The sequence below is a fragment of the Flavobacterium sp. GW823-FHT04A11 genome (assembly GCF_058796535.1).
In genome coordinates this window covers 2,180,886-2,199,983 of sequence record NZ_CM179503.1, presented here as the reverse complement: position 1 = coordinate 2,199,983, position 19,098 = coordinate 2,180,886, and the positions used below count along the sequence as shown (strand labels likewise).

The window sequence follows — 19,098 nt, the reverse complement described above, 5'->3', positions numbered from 1 at the left end:
AAGACTTTTTCTTATTTTATTTCATTTCGACGAAAGAGAAATCTCCCCTAGTAACTCCGCAACGAAAATCAATCTTTGTCGAGCTTCTCGTGGAGATTTCTCCTCCGTCGAAATGACAAGATTGCGAAAAAACCTTTGAACCTTTGCCCCTATGAACCTCTGAACCTTCTACTTACAATTTTAGTTCCTCATTAAAATCTTTATCAGATTCAATTGTTTTGCCATCATATTGAAGTTTCCATCCCATTGAATTAGTCAGGATTAAAATCTTGGATAATTCACTGATTAATCTGTTTTGAGCGTTTGTTTTTAAAGAAGATTTATCGATTTTCTTTTGCAGATTTATTTTTACTGATTTGTTGATTTTATTGTAATCATCACCCGTAAATGGATTTAGTTTGCTTTGCTCAACATCATAAAACTGAATATCAGGATTGATTGTGATTTCTTCTTTCGGAATATTTAAAATCGTAATGGTTTTATTTTTTTCGTCGATGTCGTATTTCATTTTATGCAAATCATACGCTACCGTGACATTTGCATTTACGACAATAAGCGCTTTTTTCTCAAAGGAAAGCATATTCATCAAATATTTCTGCTGATTTTTATAGGTAATAACTTCTGAGAAATGGCCTTCTGTGACAACCAATTTTCCAACATTCAGGATTTGCTGCTGAATAAGATTGGTGTTATAATCGATTGTAGAATCGTCTCCTTTTTTGAATTCGCAATACTTGAAAGCCAAGACTATCACGAGCACAACTCCAGCTAAAACTATTATTCTTTTTATTAAATTTTGCATTCCGTTTATTTATTAGACCAATTTACAAAATGCGGATTAAAGTCTGCCACGAATTGCACTAATTTTCACTAATTCATAATTTGTGCATTAGATCATTCTAAAAATTAAATTCTTGAAGTTTGCCATGAATTACACTAATTATTCACTAATTATAGTTTGCGTATATATAAGTAAGATTGTGAAATTGAATTAGCAAATATTAATTCGTGCAATTCGTGGTGAAAAAAAACTTTTTTAAAATGGATAACCTATCGCAATATTCAAAATTAGATTATCTTTTCTCCATGGTCCGCTTCCAAAATCAATATCTTTAATTACCCATCTGTCGCCTTCAGGCAAATATGGTTTTCGTAACGGAAATGCCAAATCGGTTCTTAAAATCAGGAAAGACAAATCAAAACGTAATCCAGCTCCCGCTCCAACGGCAATTTCTTTCATAAAATCTTTAGAAATTTCAGCTCCGGGTTTATTCGGATCAGCGTTCATCAGCCAAATATTTCCGGCATCTACAAACAATGCGCCCCGAACAACGCTAAAAAGTTTCGCTCGATATTCCGTACTAAATTCTAATTTTAAATCCCCCGATTGATCCGGCAGATAATTATTAACTGTTTCGGTATTCATGTAACTTCCCGGTCCAAGCGATCTTGCCCTAAACGCACGAATACTATTTGTTCCGCCCACTACAAACTGTTTTGATGTTGGCAATGAAAGTGAATTACCGTATGGAATTCCGGCACCAACAATAATTCTGCTCGCCAATTCGCTTTCCTTGCTTAATTTCAAATAATGCCTGAAATCGGCTTTAACTTTTACATATTGACTAAACGGAACATCAAATATATTTTTCTGATTACCTTCTTTCACATTGGCTCCTGTTACTAAACCTGTTACGTTTCCTGCAAGATCTAACTCTCCATTAAAATAGAACGTATTTTTTTTACGCTTTTGCATTGTATTGGTGTAAGTAAACTGATATGTGGGTCCAAAAATCAATTGTTTTTCAATGACTTTTCCCAATGCAGGATCATCCAAAATATCTTGTTGATACTCTTCTGTTACGTTATTCGGACTCACATACGTTACGTCTAACACATTCAGTTGATGTTCTTTTCGAATATTTTCCTTCCATAAATATCCAAAAGAGGCGTTGAAAGAATTTAGCGCATAAAGCTGTGTTCTGTTTTGAAATTCGTATCGAAGTGTCGCTTTGGTTCTGGGTACGAATTCACTCGAACCCTGAATATTTTTAAAAGGTGTAATAAATCTTGGCCAGGTTAAACTTGTTTCTGCTCCGAGTTTATAAATGTTTTTTCCGTTGTTTGCTCCCGAAAGCTGAAAATCGGCACCGCCAAAAACAGAAACGGTAAGCAATTCAGCACCACGAAATAAATTTCTGTTATTCCAGTTTACATTTACTTCTGTTCCGGTATAACTGGCTGAATTTGTTTTTCCTAAAACCTCAACACGAATAAATTTTTTCGGTAAAAGTGTTAGATAATAATAGGCATCCAATGTTTTTGGTAAACTATCTGAGAGTCTAAATTCGTTTTTCACAAAATTAAAAGTTCCCAGATTTACGAATCGGTTTAAAGTCAGATTATGATCTTTTCTGTTATAAAGATCTCCTTTTTTAAAATATATGGTTCTGTCAAAAACCCTCGGATTAAAGGTATTTGCCGTGTCTATAATCGTAAAATCATTATACTGAACGACATCTTTTTTAGTGTATTTTACACTGTCTTTTGAAATCGAAAAATTCGGGTACACCACAATTTTATCAATCTTATAAGCCGTAAGTGCTTTTGGTGGAGCATCATCTTTTATTACCAGTCTCACTTTTACCTCGTGATCACCTTTACTGCTGTCTATCTTCGCTAAAATATAATCCGGATTAAAATAATAATATCCTTTTTCTTTAAGTCTTGCATCAATACGTTCGCGTTCGGCTTTGATGACATCCAAATCATAAGGTTTGCCCACTTTTAATAAACTTCTTCGGCTTGATCTTGCTATTATTTTGGACATTGCCAAAGAATCATCCGGAAAAGTCACACTTTTGATGATATATTGTTTTTTGGGCGTAACGGTATATTCTGCCGTAACCCTTTTATTTTTCGCAGTGGAATCGGCACTGACGCGGGTTTTAAAATAACCTCTGTTTTCTGTAAAATTTCTTAAAAGTGCTGAATTATAATCCAAATCAACCTGGCTAAAAAGTACCGGCGCTTCACCCACTTTATTTCTAAGCCAGTATCTGATTCCTTTTTCCTTTTTAGGTTCTCCGGCGATATTATAAATCCACAATTTAGGACGCAATCCTAATATTTGTTTGGTTGGTTTTGGTCGTAATAAACCTTCCAGTTCTTTTTCAAGAGCTTTTCTGTCTTTCTTTTTAATTATAGAATCCTTCACGGTTACAGATGCTCCCGTGTATAATAAATCGCCTTCTGGTAAATATTTTGTATTGCTGCATCCAAAAACAAAAAACAAGGATAAAAGCAGGACAAAATATTTTATATATCTGGTTTTCATATTACTATGTTTTTTGCTCATTTCCTTCAATTTGGTCATCCTCTTTGTTTTCTTCTTTTTCCTTTTCTTCTTTTTCTTTCTGTTTTCTTTTTTCCTTACGCAGTTTTTCTTCCTTAATCATTTCTTTTTCCTCTGCAGAACGATGAAACAGTTCTCTGAATTTATTGTAACTCATCGTGATAATAAAAGCAACTCCGGTTTCTACAACCTGTCCTTCTACTGCAACCTGATATTCATTTTTTCGATAGGCACGAACCATGTATCGACCATCTTTTGTCAGCTGATAATCTAAGGCAACGTCGCCGGCGATATTGGTACTTTCTTCATTGGCGCGTTCCTGGCCTTCAACTCCAAAACTGCTTCCTACGGTCACTTTTAATCTGTCATCCAAAAGTTTTTTAGAAACACCAACATTCAAATCAGTTCTGTTTTCTCTGTTTCCGGAAGTATAATCATCGGTCGATTCTAAATCAAATTCTAACTGAACTCCTGTAATTAATTCGCCGGCCAAATCGTTTAATTGCTGCGAAAGAATTTTGCTCACACTTTGTCTTGCCAAAGATTCAGCACTTGTTCCGCCGCTTTCGCTCGCAAACGGATTTTCACCAATAAATCTGTTCAATAATAAAAGGGCAAAAACCTGTTTGTTTAATTCTGCTGGTTCTTGTCGCAATTGTTCCAGTTTTGCCTGCGAAGCCGAAACGATATCGGATGAAACATCATAATTTCCGTCTGGTAAAATAATATCAAAACTAATTTCAGGTTTCAATAATTCACCTTTCATTTTTAATAAAGTCTGAAACGGAATTTTCTGTTTGTATGTGTTTTTAACTGTCGAACTAACTGATCCTAACTGATTTCCTAATAAATCAATCGGCGCAGCTTCTACTTTATAAATTGCCGTAATATTTAAAGTCGCCATGGTTGGCTCGCCATTCCAGGTGATCGAACTTCCTTTTTGGATATTGAATTTTCTGCGGATCATATTAAAATTCATCTCATAAGCTCCATCCGAAAATTCATAGGTACCTGTTAAAGTCGTTTTTCCGGAAGGATCGATTCCGCCAGTAAGCTGTGCTTCTCCTTTTAGATTTAAGTAATCTCCGTTTCCTTTATCAATTACCAGCGTAAGTTCAGCTTCTTTATCGATAGCTATTTCTACGCTCACATCCATACCAATTAATTGAGATTGGTTAAGTTTTTCCTGCATCGCGGCAGTTTGTTTCAGATACAAATTATCTTCATCTACAAACTCCACAATTCCTTCTCTATCAGCAATTGAAGGATCTGATTGCGGCAAAACAACAGAGAATTTAGTTTCTTTATTTATTTTAAGATTTCCGCCAATAACAGGATTTTCAAGTGTTCCTTTTATGTTTAATTTGGTATCTAAAAATAAATCTCCGTAAAACAAATCATTGTCTGCGGCTTTTGAGTGAATCGCTCTAAAATCGTTGGCAACAACGGTTAAACCAAAATTATAGGTTTTAAAATCCGGAGATTGAATTGTTCCGTCTACAGATAATTCATTGTCATTTTCGTCTATCAAAGTAAATTTATCAAACGAAATCACGTCATTTGAAAAAGTGATTTTTTCCTGATCTGTCTTAAAATAAGAGTTCAGTTGCGTAACTCTGAATCCTGTATCGTTAAAGTTCAGTTCTCCGCCCACTTTAGGAGCAGAAGCATTTCCGGTAATTTTAAAATTTCCTGATAAATAACCTGTCCCTTCGGTAATATTTCCCATCGTAAAGCCCTGAATACTTTTCATATTCAGCTTATTAATGTCAACATTAAAGTCAAGATTTCCACCCTTTATAGTGTAATTCCCAGTCACTTTTACATCATTATCCTGCCCGCTTAAACTGACATTTGCAGCCAGAATATTGTTAGTTTTATTATCTACTTTTATGTCAATATCACCAACGGGTTCTGCTCTAAAGGCAAAATCCGTAATTTTTATATCTGATGTAAAAGTCGGGCTTGCCATTACATTTTCAACAACGGCATTTCCGTTTATTAAACCTTGCATCAACAACTTGTCTTTTTTGACCATATTTAAAATAGTCTCAATTTTAAAGTTTACAAAATCGACTTGCAATGGCGCATTATCCTCATTTCCCTGAGATTGAATTTTTAATTCATTTCCGGCATTATCCAGATAAAATTTATTGATGTAAAGTCTTTTTCCGCCAAATTCAACTGCATTTTCAGGATCGATATTCCATTTGTCATAGTTAAGAACAAAGTTTTCCGCATCAATTTTAAAGATGTTTTTACTATCGTCTCTATTTAAATTTCCGGCAATAAAATACTGTTGTTTGTCTTTTGTGTCTTTTACTTCAAGCGCATAAGTCAAAGTATTATTCTGCACATTTCCGGATAAACTGGTAAACGGAATTTTCATGGAACCACTTTCAATTGTAGCTACAGAAATTTGATATTCTAAAGCATTTTCTTTGGCTTCAATATTTATTTTTCCATCTGCAATGGTATTATTTGCGTAGACAATTCTCGGAATCGTTCCTTTAACTTCCAAGGAATCCGTTACATTGTTGTATTTTCCTGTAATTTTAATTGGCTCTAAACCAGTTAATTTTGGAACTAATTTAAAAAGCAGCGGATCGTTATCTATAGTTAATGTAAAAGCCAGTCTTTGTTCGTCTGCTTCTCCGTTTACTTTCGGATTTTGTAAATCAAGATACTTAGACAATGATTTTTTTATTGCCGCTGTCAAAGTTGTCAGTTTGTATTTTCCGTCAACTTCGGCTTTCAAAAACTGAGATGAAATTTTGATATTGTTTCTGTTTTCGTCTGAAAAAGCAATAACACGAACAGAATCCAAAACAATTGGTTCTGCTGCCTGCAAAATCTGAACGTTCGAAAGAAACACTTTTCCGTTTAAAAAATCCGGATTACTGTTTGCAATATCTGCATCGACATTTCCTCGCAATTTCATTGGTCCGGCGTGAAGATTCAGCTTTTCAAGATCGGCAATATCCAGGTTTAATTTTAATTGAATCGAAGGATATTTGTCTTTTGTACTTCCGCTTGCGGCCAAATCAAAATTCAGATTCGGGTCTTTCATTCCCGATTTTACATTAAAAAAACCGTTTTTAATATTCCCTTTTAAAGCTAAATCCTTGTACGTATATTTATTAAAAACTGCTTTCTGAACCAAGCCGTCTAATTCTGCCTGCGCTGTTTTTGGGTCTAAACCTTTGCCTTTTACTTTCGCTTTAAGCGTAATTTTTCCAATCGAGTCATTTTTGATTAATCGGCCTAAATCAAAATCTAATAAATAAACGGTCGCATCGTATTTCTCTTGTTTTTTAATACGCTGATCAAATAAAGCATCGACTTTTGCATTTCCGAAACTACTGTTTAAAGCCAGATTTGTTTTGAAATTCTGAACCGAACCTTTAAATTTTCCCTGCAAATTAAATTGAGAAGGCAATTGAATATTTTTTGGAATTGTTCCCGCCGGTATAAAAGAATAAACGTCTTTTGAAGTGCTTGATAACTTTTTGATATTCAAATCATAATATGCTTTTTGAGCATTTGGCAAACCGGTAATTTTCCCCGAAAGGGCAACTTTTGTAGTTCCGATTCCGCTCATTTCAAACTGTGGAATATTTAGGTCTTTTACTTTTCCGCTCACGCGTGTATTCAAATACAAAACAGCATTTGGATTGCTTTTAAATGGATTTGTTTTGTATAAATCAGGCGCAAAAAGCAAAATATCCTTAAATCCAATTTTCGACTGATATAAATTGGCATCTAAACCTAAGTTTCCGAAATCTTTTTTTAATGCGTCAAGCGAAGCATAAGTTACTTTGATTTTATTCTGTAAAAGTGTTTGCGGCGTTCTAACATATAAATTCTCTAGAGACGCATTTTTTGGTCCGTAAAAGAAATTGGTTTTTAGAGACTGAATCTGCAATCCACTTTTTTCATTGGCAGCAAGAGATTTTATATTTCCCGAAATTTTGTTGTTCCCGTATGATAATTTTTCTGCTTTAAGATTGAATTTACTCAGATCCAAATGGCTGTAATCAATTCCTCTTTGAACAGGTTTTGACTGCATATCATCAAATTTGAAAGCAATATCCTGTATGTCGACATCATTTAGTTTTACCTTCCAGCCGGTTTGTTTAATCGCCGTAGAATCTAAACTTGGTGCTTTAATTTGTTTGTCTTTTGTGCCGAGTCTTAAATTCCCTTTCAGGTTTTTTAACTGGAAAGAATCAAAATCTAAAAGCTGTTTGTTCAGGTCAATTTCGTTAACCGTTAAATCCAGATTTCCAAGCTTTATTCCAGAATCTAATTTGGAATCTTTATTGTCGTAAGCAAGATCAATTTTAGACAAACTGATTTTGTCTAATTTAAGTTTAAAGTCTTTTCTTTTAGAAATTGTATCGACAGTTTCAACAGAAACCTCCGCAATTTTTTCGACAGCGTCCTGATCTAAGATTAATTTTAATCCGTTTAAATTAATATTCGGAATATCAAAATTCATTTTATCCAATTCAAATTTATTGAATTTAGTGTCGAAATGTGTCAATTTTACCTTTACATCATTCTTGGCAAAATCATCTTTAAAATTGAAATTGATATTATCCAGATTTACTTTTACAACCGAGATCTTAAAAGGTTTACTGTCCGGATCTTCCTTTTTTGGTTCTTTTGATTCGAATGCTTTTATGATATAGTCGAAATTAAAAACACCTTCTTTATTTCTTGAAATATTGGCAGTTGTATTTTCCAATGAAACAGAATTGATTTCTAATTCACTGCTAATCAATTTAAATAAATCAACATCAACTTCTAAACGTTTTCCTGCAAGTAAAACTTTCTTTTTTTGATCTTCAAAATAAAAACCTTCGAGAACTACATCTTTGGGGAATTTGATTAAAATCTTGTCTAATGAAACTTTGGTTTTTATTTTATCCTGAAGGTACGTTATGGCTTTATCCTTAGCATAATTCTGGATTGACGGGAGCTGAATTAAAATAGTAAGAAGTAATAATAGTGCAACTATAGAACCTACGCACCAGAGAAGGACACGTAGTGTTTTTTTAAGAAAATGAATTGGTTTCTTATTCATACGTCAGAAAACACGATTAGATTAAAGTTGCGTTTTTATATACCTGTATTTATACAGTATACAAAAGTGTTAATTTTAAGCTTTAACAATTTACATAATTATGCGCAATTATTCTAAAATTATACTGACAAATAGTTAATTTCTTACTTTTTATTTTGGTGGGAAGACACTAAAACACAATGTCTTTTTCTTATAAATGCTTGTTTTATTTAATTTTTTAAAACCTAATATGCGGCAATTTTTCGCCCAGAAGATTTATTCTTTGCTGAAGTTTGGCTAAGAATTTCTGATGTTGTTTTGATTCCGGATTGAAACTTTTGTGACGCAGGCTTTTTTGAATTTCTTCGATTTCTTTCATGGTAGAAACAGCGTTTTCAGCAATATAATTTTCACTGAATTTATGCCAGATATAATCTATCGCAACCTGGTTCGGATGCAGCATGTCTTCTTTGTAAAAACGATAATCACGAAGTTCATCCATCATGATTTCGTAAGAAGGAAAATAGTTATGAATTGTGAGTTGTGAGTTATGAGTTTTTTTTAAAGTCTGATGAAGAGCCGCAAATAAATGGGATTTGCTTAATTGATTTTCCGCAAAACCATCTTTTATATGGCGAACTGGTGAAATGGTGAAAATGAAGTTTATGTCCGGATTAATCGTCTGAATTAAATGGATTGTGTTTTGAATGCTTTTTTCGATTATTTCAACCGATAATAATTCTTTTGCGAATTGCTTTTGCGGTACTTTATGACAATTTGCAACTATTTCATTACTTTCCAGATTTTTGTAAATCCACGAAGTTCCGTAAGTAATAATAATATGTGTGGCTTCTTTTAGTTTTTTATTGGTTTCTAAAATCGCTTTGTTTAAAGTTTCCAGTAATTCCTGTCGGTCTGAATTGCTTAAATCGGAATGTACTTCATAAGAATGCCAGCGTTCGTTGTGAAAGAAAACATCTTTTTCGGTAAATTCTTTTTGTTGAACTGTTCTTTCTATTACTTTCTCAATCGAAATCGGATTAAAAATAATTCCGAATGGATTTGTTTCATTTTGAAATTTAAAGTAATCAAATTTATCAGCCATATTTTCAGCAAAACAAGAACCAAATGAAAGCACTTTCGAATTATAATCGATTGGATTATTTGTTTTAGAAATTGGGATTTCGGTTCTGAATTGCATGGCTTTTTATTTGAACACGAATTTCACGAATTTTCACCAATAAAAAAACCAAATACAGAAAGTATTTGGTTTTTGTGAAAGAAGCTTTTTGCTTAATATGTATATTCGATTATCTCAATTATATTTCCCGTATAATCATAAGTAGTTTTTTTAGTTGGATATCCTTTCGAATTGTATTCGTATTTCATAACATTTCCGGAAGGTTCAAATACAATTGTTGATTTTGAATTTTGAATATGATGAACTTTATATCTTGTTATATTATTTGCTGAAGAAAGATTCATTTCATCATCAAAATTAAACTGATCAATTAGTAAATTCAATCCTGTAACATTTTTAAAGACATTGTTCTTTGTATCATATTCATAATAAGAATTACTAATAACATTATAGCCGTCTCCCCAATTGTATTCTGATTTAACTATGTTGCCATTCAAGACAGTAAAAACCATATTTTCATCGCTTTTTGACTCTTTTCCTGTTTTGTTGTCAAAATCATACACCTCTTTTTTAATAGAACCATGACCATTATTGATATATAAAAATTTTGTTTCTTTTCCGTTTACTAATTTTGTGACAGTTTTTAAACTATCATTTGAATAGTTATATGATTTTTCAATACAACTTTTACCATAATCCCGATATTGATTTTCTTTCACTATTCGATTGCCATCATAAACAAAATCAATAGTTACAAATTTATTAGAAATGCTTACCATTTTATTACCATCATAAGTAAAAGCTGTAGTTTGATAAATGTTGTTGTTTTGATCTTTATATGTTATTGTTTTGGGTAAAACTAAATTAGCAGCATTATTACTCTCCTCATTTGAGCAAGAATTCAAAAGCAAAAGCAGTAATGGCAAATAATAAAATAAATTCTTTTTCATACTATTTAGTTTATGTATTACACAAAAGAAATCTTTTCTTAAAAGCGCTATATCCACAATAAGCTTTAATTACAACACTTTAAGACATACTACGGATTTACTCTTTTTTTATACTCTTTTTACATGCAAATTGCAGATTAACTTTAATCGATATAAAATGAAAAAACTAAAATTTGTAATTGCTGGTTTTACATTTATTTTTTTCTCTTGTGATAAGAATAACGATACTACAACAAACTCATTCTCTCCTATCGACGAAACAGAAATTTGTACATTTGATTTAATAAATTCACAAAAAACAACAACTCCAAAATCAAGTTCAACGATTATAAATTGGCATAGATGGGAAACTGGTCAGGTTATAAAAATTAAATTCTTAGATGGTACTGAAACTCAACATGAAATAGTAAAAAAGTATGCAGATGAGTGGATAAAATACGCAAATCTAAAATTTGAATATGTTTCTAAAGATCAAGATTCCCATATTAAAATTGCCATTAATATGGGTAGTGGAAGTTGGTCTGAATTAGGAGCTATACCAATGTATCCAAGTCCGCTTTATACTAATGCTCAAAATACACCAACTATGCGCGTGGGGAATGTCATTGATCTTCCAAGCTCCCGACGCAATATACTACATGAATTTGGACATGCTTTAGGTTTAGAACATGAAACAAAAAACCCTGATGCCAATATTAAATGGAATTTATCAGAGGTTTATAAGTATTACAGCGATGCGCAAGGATGGACAAAAGAAGAAGTAAATCTATTTGTAATCAACAAAGCAAGCAGTACAAATTATAGCGAATATGATCCGCTCTCTATCATGCACTATAATATACCTGCATTTCTTACAACTGATCATGTGGCCGTATATCAGACAACAGAATTATCTATTATTGATAAGAAATCGATAAATGAATGGTATCCGTTTACAATTGTATCAGTTTTAGATTCAGGACAAAGTATAAACGATCTTCCTTGGAACAAACGCATAAAATCTCCTAATGGAAAATATTCGCTGGAATTTGACAATGGCCTTCTACAAGTTATGGATCTTACTGACTACAAAGTTATTTGGGAAGCTGGAGATTCTAATTATAATCGTAAACCAAGTTGCTACTTCGAGTCAACAACCGGAAATATTATAATTAAAGGCGCAAGACTCAGCACTCTTCCTACAACCATAACATGGACAAGTAATACTTCTGGTTTTCCGGGAGCAAAACTTTATTTACAAGATGATGGTGATCTGCAATTAATGCATAATGGAGTTTTACGATGGTCTTCTGCAAAGGGGAAAATATAATTTGGAATGATTAATAAAAAAGTCCAACAAGTTTAAAACTATGTTGGACTTAATTTACACAACTTATTTTTTTACAAATCTTAATAAGTATATTCAATTTCATATTCTATTGATTTACCTCCGCTATCTAATGAACTACGTTTTTTTGGATAATCACTTTCATTATAAATATAGCTTGTCAGGTAAACCGCTGTATTATCAGATGATGTTCTGGTAGTTTTTACAATATTATTTTTTCCAAATTCACTAATTTCATTTAGTAAAAGATTAAAGCCTAAAATATTTTTAAGTGGATTATTCTTTGTATCGTATTCGTAAAACAATGTTATTGTTGTAGAATCAAACTTTTGTTGGTCTTTGACAAGATTGTCATCTTTATAAGTCAAAGTACCTTCACTAGTTTTAATTTCTTCTTTTGTGTTTTTATCAACTGAAGAATTTACATATGAAATTAATTCATTAGAGCTATAGGTATAAACTGTTTTATCAAAATACAGACCATCAGGATTATTAACAGAAATACCATCTGTAAAAGTTCTGGTTTTTAATTTTCCATTTTCATAAAAATAACCAACTTCACTATGTTTAGTTTCTTTCCCTTGCTGATCTACATCAAATGCTTCTTGCTTTACAATAAAATCACCGCTGTAAGTAAATGTTACTTTTGATCCAAATTCGACAATACTTACAATTTTATTTCCATCAAACGTAAGTGTATTTTTTTCATTCGTTCCCGGAGATATGATGGGATATGTGTAAGTAATGGTTTGAGGTAAAACCAAAGTATCTTCTAAAATAGAATCATCATCATTAGCACATGAAGTTAGTACAGCAATCAAAGCGATACAAAGCAATAAAAGTTTTTTCATTTTTAATAGGTTATTTTTAAGGTTATATAGTATCAATTGGGCAAATATAATCGAAAATAAAAAAATGCAAATGTTTAATCTTTTTTAAACTAAAAATCAAATTTATCAGTTCTGTCTTCGGCAAAACAAGAACTGAAACAAAGCGCTATAACTGTAATAAATTGAATTAATGTTTTCACGAATTATCACCAATAAAAAAACCAAATACACAAAGTATTTGGCCTTTTTATTTTTTGGGGAAAATTAACTATTAGTAGAAATATTCAGAAGTAAAGCTTTCTCCTTCTTCATTATCAATACTTTTTTCAGGATATCCATCAGCGTTATATGTAAAGCTGTAAGTAGACCAAATTTCTCCGTCTGCAGTATCAGAAAGTTGATTATGAAAAACGTCAGTTCCTTCACCATCTACAAATGCAATTTTATCAAGACCTAAAACATTTTTAGCTGCATTGTTTTTACTATCGTAAGTATATTTGTGATCAGGTGAATTAGTACTTGTAATTTCAGATACATCTCCATTAACAAAGGTAATTGTAGATGTTCCAGTAGCATTAGTTTGAGTTTTATCATCTCCGTTATATGCTTTTACAGAAATAGTACCATTTGCATTATAAGTATAAACTTCTTTGTATCCTTTAAAGTCATCTTCATCAAATTCAACTCTAACAAAAGTGGCTAATTTTCCATCTGTTCCGTAAGTAAATGTATTTGTTTGCTCTATTGATCCATCAGGAAGTTTAAAATCAATTTTAGTAATTAAATCTCCTGTGTAAGTGTAATGCATGTTTATCACTTTAAAATCATCAACTACGCTTACAAGTTTGTTTCCATTATATGTGTAGTTCACTGTAGTTTTTCCTTCCGATCCCGTTAGGACAACTTTTTTAAGTAAAACTGTATCAGATGAATTATCATCACTAGAACAAGATGTTAATGCTAATGTCATAGCACAAAAAAGAAGTAAAAATTTTTTCATTTTTATAATTTAATATTAATAATTAAAATAAATGTAATAGAAACACTTTGTATAATCCAAATTAATTTTTAACATTTTTTAACACATAAAATCACATTGTAGTTTAATATCATGCAACTAAATTTCTAATTATTTCAAAGTCAAAGTAATAAGCAAATTACATGTTTTTTAAAAAAATGAAATAAAATAATCCTGTACCGTATAAATACCTAGCTCTTTTCTTAATTTTTTGTAATCAAAAATTTGTTATTAGATTGGCAAAGCATACCAATAAAATCATCAATAATACTTTTAAATTATATTTTTATCTATAGCATACTTAAAGTTCTTAAGTGATTATTTCAGTTTCTGAAATCTATTTTACAGAATTACATTTTTAATAACAAATAATCCTCTGTATTAACTCAAACTATTCACTACTTTTGCATCTTCCATAAACTCAAATTCATCTATGAAATTATTATATTCTTATATAATCAAACATAAAATGCTACTATTTTTTGCTTTGATTATGGCTGCTATCAACATCTGTTTCAGCTTATCAGATTCTATTATTACCGGTAAATTAATGCAAGATTGCGGTGTTGGACTGCATAAATACAAAGGAAACGAAATGGGATTTATTAGATCCTTGTCGTTTTGGTTAGGACTTTCTCTTGGCGCTGCCATGATTTCCAGAATTACCAAAAACTTTCAGGATTACTTTACAAACGTAGTTATTCAGCGTACCGGAGCTCAAATGTATACAGACGGAATCAAAAAATCTCTCGATTTACCTTATGCCGAATTTGAAGATCAGAGAAGTGGTGAAACTTTAAGTAAATTGACAAAAGTACGTTCTGATTCTGAAAAATTAATTACCCTTTCCATTTCTTTGATTTTCCAGACTGTTATTGGTTTCGTATTTGTAATTGTTTACGTTGCGCGAATTGATTATCGTATTTCACTTATCTTTTTAGTTACCGCACCGATTATTGCATTGGTAAGTTCTTATTTAGGAAAGAAAATAAAAATCGTTTCTAAAAAAATCGTGAATCAAACCAATGCTTTGGCAGGTTCTACAACCGAAAGTTTAAGAAATATTGAACTTGTAAAAAGTCTTGGTTTGACGTATCAGGAAGAAAAACGTTTGAATTTAAATACGTTTAAAATCCTTCAGCTCGAATTAGAAAAAATCCGTTTTATCAGAAGTTTGAGTTTTATTCAGGGAACAACTGTTCACTTTTTAAGAACTTGCGTTGTTTTTACTTTGTACTATTTCTTATTTGGAGGAAAAATTATTGTGGGTGATTTGCTTACAATGGTATTTTTTACTTTTTTCATTTTTGGTCCTTTACAAGAATTGGGGAATTTTATCATTGCTTTGAATGAAACCAAAGTCTCGATGGAAAACTTTAAAATCTTATTGAGTGCTCCAAAAGAATTCCGACCAAAGAGTCCAAAACATATTGCGGCGATTCAATCTTTACTTTTTTCTAATGTGAGTTTTAAACACAAAACGGCAAAATTTAAAGCTGTCGAAAACATTAATTTTGAAATCAAACAAGGGCAAACAGTGGCTTTCGTTGGTCCGTCTGGTTCTGGAAAGACTACTTTGGTAAAGCTTTTAGTTGGTTTGTACACACCTGCAGAAGGGCAAGTTCTTTATAACGATATTGATTCTACCGATATAGATTTGCTAGACTTAAGAAAACAACTAGGTTTTGTAACGCAAGATGCCCAGTTATTCTCAGGAACGATTCGCGAGAATTTATTGTTTGTGAAACCAAATGCAACCGACGAAGATTTATACGATGCTCTAAAAAGAGCAAGTTGCGATAAATTACTAAGACGTGCCGAAGATGGTTTAAACACGACAATTGGCGAAGGCGGAATTAAAGTTTCCGGTGGTGAAAAACAACGTTTATCAATCGCTCGTGCTATTTTAAGAAATCCGAATTTATTGATTTTTGATGAAGCGACTTCTGCATTAGATTCTATTACAGAAGAAGAAATCAATGCTACAATCAGAAACATATCAGACAAAAACAGAATCACGGTTTTAATCGCCCACCGATTATCTACCGTAATGCACGCTGATAGAATATTTGTTTTAGAACAAGGAAAAATTATCGAACAAGGAAAACACGAAGACTTAATCGTTGAAAAAGGTTTGTACTACGCTATGTGGCGTCAACAAATTGGGGAAAGAAAGTAATTTTAAGATTCTAAGTTACTGAGAATCTAAGTCACTAAGGTTCTGAGTTCTTTTGTTTAAAAAAATAATCTCGCAAAGACGCAGAGTCGCAAAGTATTTTTCAATAGCGTCCAGCTTTAGCTGGATGGAAAAATAAATTAAAGAAAGGGCTTTAGCAAAACTGTTACGTTTGGCTAAAGCCCTTTTTTTAATCCCTTCTAAAATGTTCTTTTTTTTAAAATAATCAAGTTTAACGCACTATTTGTCATTTCGACGAAGGAGAAATCACACTAGAAATTCTACAATCAAAATCGCCAATCTTTATCGAGTTACGCGTGTGATTTCTCCTTCGTCGAAATGACATAAAATGAGACAAACACACAAAAAACCCGACAGGTTTTAAAAACCTGTCGGGTTTACTTTATAAATCTTATAAAAAACTTAGAACCTTAGTAACTTAGATTCTTAGCAACTTTTTCTTTACTTCACGAAATCAACTGCATGAACTAAAGCTTCTTTAATTCCGGCAGCATTTTTACCTTTTCCGGATGCAAAGAAAGGCTGTCCTCCTCCGTTTCCTTCAATATATTTCCCTAATTCTTTGATAACTGCATTTGCATTTAAGCTTTTGCTTGTTACCAATTCTTTAGCGATATAACAATGAATATTTGGTAAACCATCTTCGATTGAAGCTAAAAACACAAACGAATCTGCTTTTGAACTTCCTAAAGCAGAAGCTAAATCTTTTGTCGAAGCCATACTTAAATCAACTTGTTTTGCAAGGAAATTTACGCCGTTTACTTCTTGAAAATCTTTTTCTAATTCTGATTTTAAAGCATTTACTTTTTCTTTCAGTAATTGCTCCACTTGTTTTTTCAATTTCGCATTATCATCTTGTAAAGAAGCCACTGATTTTAAAATATCCTGAGGATTTTTCAATGTTTCTTTTATTTCAGATAAAGTATTTTCCTGATTTATATAGAAGTCTTTTACCGCATCACCTGTAATTGCTTCAATACGACGAATTCCAGCCGCTACTGCACCTTCAGAGATGATTTTGAAATGCCAGATTTCTGCTGTGTTTTTCACGTGAATTCCACCGCAAAGTTCTTTACTGTCACCAAATTCAATCATACGAACATTATCTCCGTATTTCTCTCCAAATAAAGCCATTGCACCTTTATCTAATGCTTCTTTAATTGGAATGTTTCTGTGTTCTACTAATTGTAATTGTGCTTCAATTTGCGTATTTACACTTGCTTCAACCTGACGTAATTCTTCATCAGAAACTTTAGAGAAATGCGAAAAGTCAAAACGCAAATAGTTCGGGTTCACCAATGAACCTTTTTGTTCTACGTGAGTTCCAAGAAGGTTTCTCAAAGCCAAATGCATTAAATGCGTAGCTGAGTGATTTTTAGAAGTTGATGTTCTTAAATCAGTATTTACTTTTGCCACAAAACCCGCTTCAATATTTTCAGGCAATTGTTTTGCCAAATGTAAAATCAGGTTGTTTTCTTTTTTGGTGTCAATAATTTCGATTGTTTCATTTGCAGAAACCAATGTTCCTTTATCGCCAACTTGTCCTCCTCCTTCCGGATAAAATGGTGTATTGTCTAAAACGATTTGATATAGAATTCCGTCTTTCTTAGAATCTACTTTACGAATTCTTGTAATCTTTACCTCATTCTCTACTTTATCATAACCTACAAATGTTTCTACATTTCCAGGAATCAAAACCGACCAGTCTTCTGTTGAAACTTCTGATGCTGCACGTGAACGATTTTTTTGTTCCTGCATTGATGCATCAAATTCTGCTTCATTGAAAGACATTCCTTTTTCTTTCAGGATCAAAGCTGTTAAATCTTTCGGGAAACCAAAAGTATCGTACAATTCAAAAGCTTTTGCTCCTGAAACTTCCGCTCCTGAAGTTTGCGCAATTACGTTATCTAATAATTGTAAACCCTGGTCTAATGTTCTCAGGAAAGAAGCTTCTTCTTCACGAATTACATTGGTAACCAATTGTTGTTGTGATTTAATTTCAGGGAAAAATTCTCCCATTTGATTGGCTAAAACCTCAACCAATTTATTGATAAAAGGCTCTTTTGTATTCAGGAAAGTAAATCCGTAACGAATTGCGCGACGCAAAATTCTACGAATTACATAACCTGCACCAGTGTTTGATGGCAATTGTCCATCAGCAATTGCAAACGCAACGGCACGAACGTGATCAACAATTACACGAATGGCAATATTAGTTTTGTTTTGTTCTTCACTGATGTTTTTAACTTCATCAGAGGTATATTTTAAACCTGTAATTTGTTCTACTTTTTCGATAAGCGGTGTAAAAACATCAGTATCATAATTGGATGTTTTTCCCTGCAAAGCCATACACAAACGCTCAAATCCCATTCCCGTATCTACGTGTTGTGCAGGAAGTTTTTCTAGAGATCCATCCGCTTTACGGTTGAATTCCATGAATACATTATTCCAGATTTCAACTACTTGAGGGTGATCGTTGTTTACTAAACTTTTTCCTGTAACCAATGCTTTTTCAGATTCCGGACGTAAATCAACGTGAATTTCAGAACAAGGTCCGCATGGCCCCTGATCTCCCATTTCCCAGAAATTATCTTTTTTATTTCCAAGAATGATTCGGTCTTCATCGATTAAAGTTTTCCAGATATCCCAGGCTTCCTGATCAAAAGGAACATTATCTTCTTTACTTCCTTCAAAAACAGAAACATAAAGATTTTCCTTTGGAATTTTATACACTTCTGTCAATAAAGTCCAAGCCCAGTTGATGGCTTCTTTTTTGAAATAATCTCCAAAAGACCAGTTTCCAAGCATCTCAAACATAGTATGGTGATACGTATCAAAACCTACATCTTCAAGATCATTATGTTTTCCTGAAACACGAAGACATTTTTGCGTATCGGCGATTCTTTTACTTTTTGGCGTTCCGTTTCCTAAAAAATATTCTTTAAACTGGGCCATTCCCGAGTTGTTGAACATAAGTGTTGGATCGTCCTTAAGAACGATTGGAGCAGAAGGAACAATTAAGTGTCCGTGGCTCTTAAAAAAGTCTAAAAATTGTTTACGTACGTCTTGTGATTTCATATTTTATTAATGTGACAATTTGATAATGTGACAATTAGAAAATTACTTACTGTAACAATTTAATAATCTGATAATTTAAACTAAAAAACTTACTGCTTTAGACAATAAATCTCCTACTTAATACATTATCTAAT

General features: G+C 32.3%; 10 protein-coding genes. 2 read left to right on the top strand and 8 right to left on the bottom strand.

Features of this window, described 5'->3' with window-relative positions:
- Window positions 1-172: 172 nt before the first annotated feature.
- From AC3QL1_RS09505 to AC3QL1_RS09485, 5 genes are all read right to left on the bottom strand, one after another.
- Window positions 173-802: a DUF4230 domain-containing protein gene (locus tag AC3QL1_RS09505; protein WP_492497073.1), complete on the bottom strand. Its 630-nt coding sequence runs from the start codon at window positions 800-802 to the stop codon at window positions 173-175.
- Between the two features lie 234 nt (window positions 803-1,036).
- Window positions 1,037-3,358: a translocation and assembly module lipoprotein TamL gene (gene tamL, locus AC3QL1_RS09500; protein WP_492497072.1), complete on the bottom strand. Its 2,322-nt coding sequence runs from the start codon at window positions 3,356-3,358 to the stop codon at window positions 1,037-1,039.
- On the bottom strand, window positions 3,342-8,444 hold the full coding sequence (locus AC3QL1_RS09495) for a translocation/assembly module TamB domain-containing protein (RefSeq protein WP_492497071.1): 5,103 nt from the start codon (window positions 8,442-8,444) through the stop codon (window positions 3,342-3,344). Before AC3QL1_RS09495 ends, tamL begins: the two co-directional genes overlap by 17 nt.
- 217 nt (window positions 8,445-8,661) lie before the next feature.
- The gene (locus AC3QL1_RS09490; RefSeq protein ID WP_492497069.1) at window positions 8,662-9,624 is read right to left on the bottom strand and encodes a GSCFA domain-containing protein; all 963 of its coding nucleotides are present in this window, start codon (window positions 9,622-9,624) and stop codon (window positions 8,662-8,664) included.
- Window positions 9,625-9,716: 92 nt separating this feature from the next.
- Window positions 9,717-10,514: a hypothetical protein gene (locus AC3QL1_RS09485; protein ID WP_492497067.1), complete on the bottom strand. Its 798-nt coding sequence runs from the start codon at window positions 10,512-10,514 to the stop codon at window positions 9,717-9,719.
- 157 nt (window positions 10,515-10,671) lie between these two features.
- Here AC3QL1_RS09485 and AC3QL1_RS09480 point away from each other — a divergent pair, with 157 nt between their 5' ends.
- Entirely contained in the window at window positions 10,672-11,823 is a 1,152-nt protein-coding gene (locus AC3QL1_RS09480) for a M12 family metallopeptidase (protein ID WP_492497065.1), read from the top strand.
- Window positions 11,824-11,903: 80 nt separating this feature from the next.
- Here AC3QL1_RS09480 and AC3QL1_RS09475 read toward each other — a convergent pair whose 3' ends face one another.
- Window positions 11,904-12,692: a hypothetical protein gene (locus AC3QL1_RS09475; RefSeq protein WP_492497063.1), complete on the bottom strand. Its 789-nt coding sequence runs from the start codon at window positions 12,690-12,692 to the stop codon at window positions 11,904-11,906.
- 250 nt (window positions 12,693-12,942) lie between these two features.
- Window positions 12,943-13,671, bottom strand: a complete 729-nt coding sequence (locus AC3QL1_RS09470) for a hypothetical protein (protein ID WP_492497062.1) — start codon at window positions 13,669-13,671, stop codon at window positions 12,943-12,945.
- Between the two features lie 451 nt (window positions 13,672-14,122).
- On the opposite strand from AC3QL1_RS09470, the gene AC3QL1_RS09465 reads away from it, so the two are divergent.
- A complete protein-coding gene (locus AC3QL1_RS09465) occupies window positions 14,123-15,868 on the top strand; it encodes an ABC transporter ATP-binding protein (protein ID WP_492497060.1) in 1,746 nt (581 codons plus the stop codon).
- Window positions 15,869-16,327: 459 nt separating this feature from the next.
- On the opposite strand, the gene alaS is transcribed toward AC3QL1_RS09465, so the two are convergent.
- Window positions 16,328-18,964 carry an alanine--tRNA ligase gene (gene alaS / locus AC3QL1_RS09460; protein WP_492497058.1) on the bottom strand — a complete coding sequence of 879 codons (2,637 nt, stop codon included), beginning with the start codon at window positions 18,962-18,964 and terminating at the stop codon, window positions 16,328-16,330.
- Window positions 18,965-19,098 lie beyond the last annotated feature (134 nt).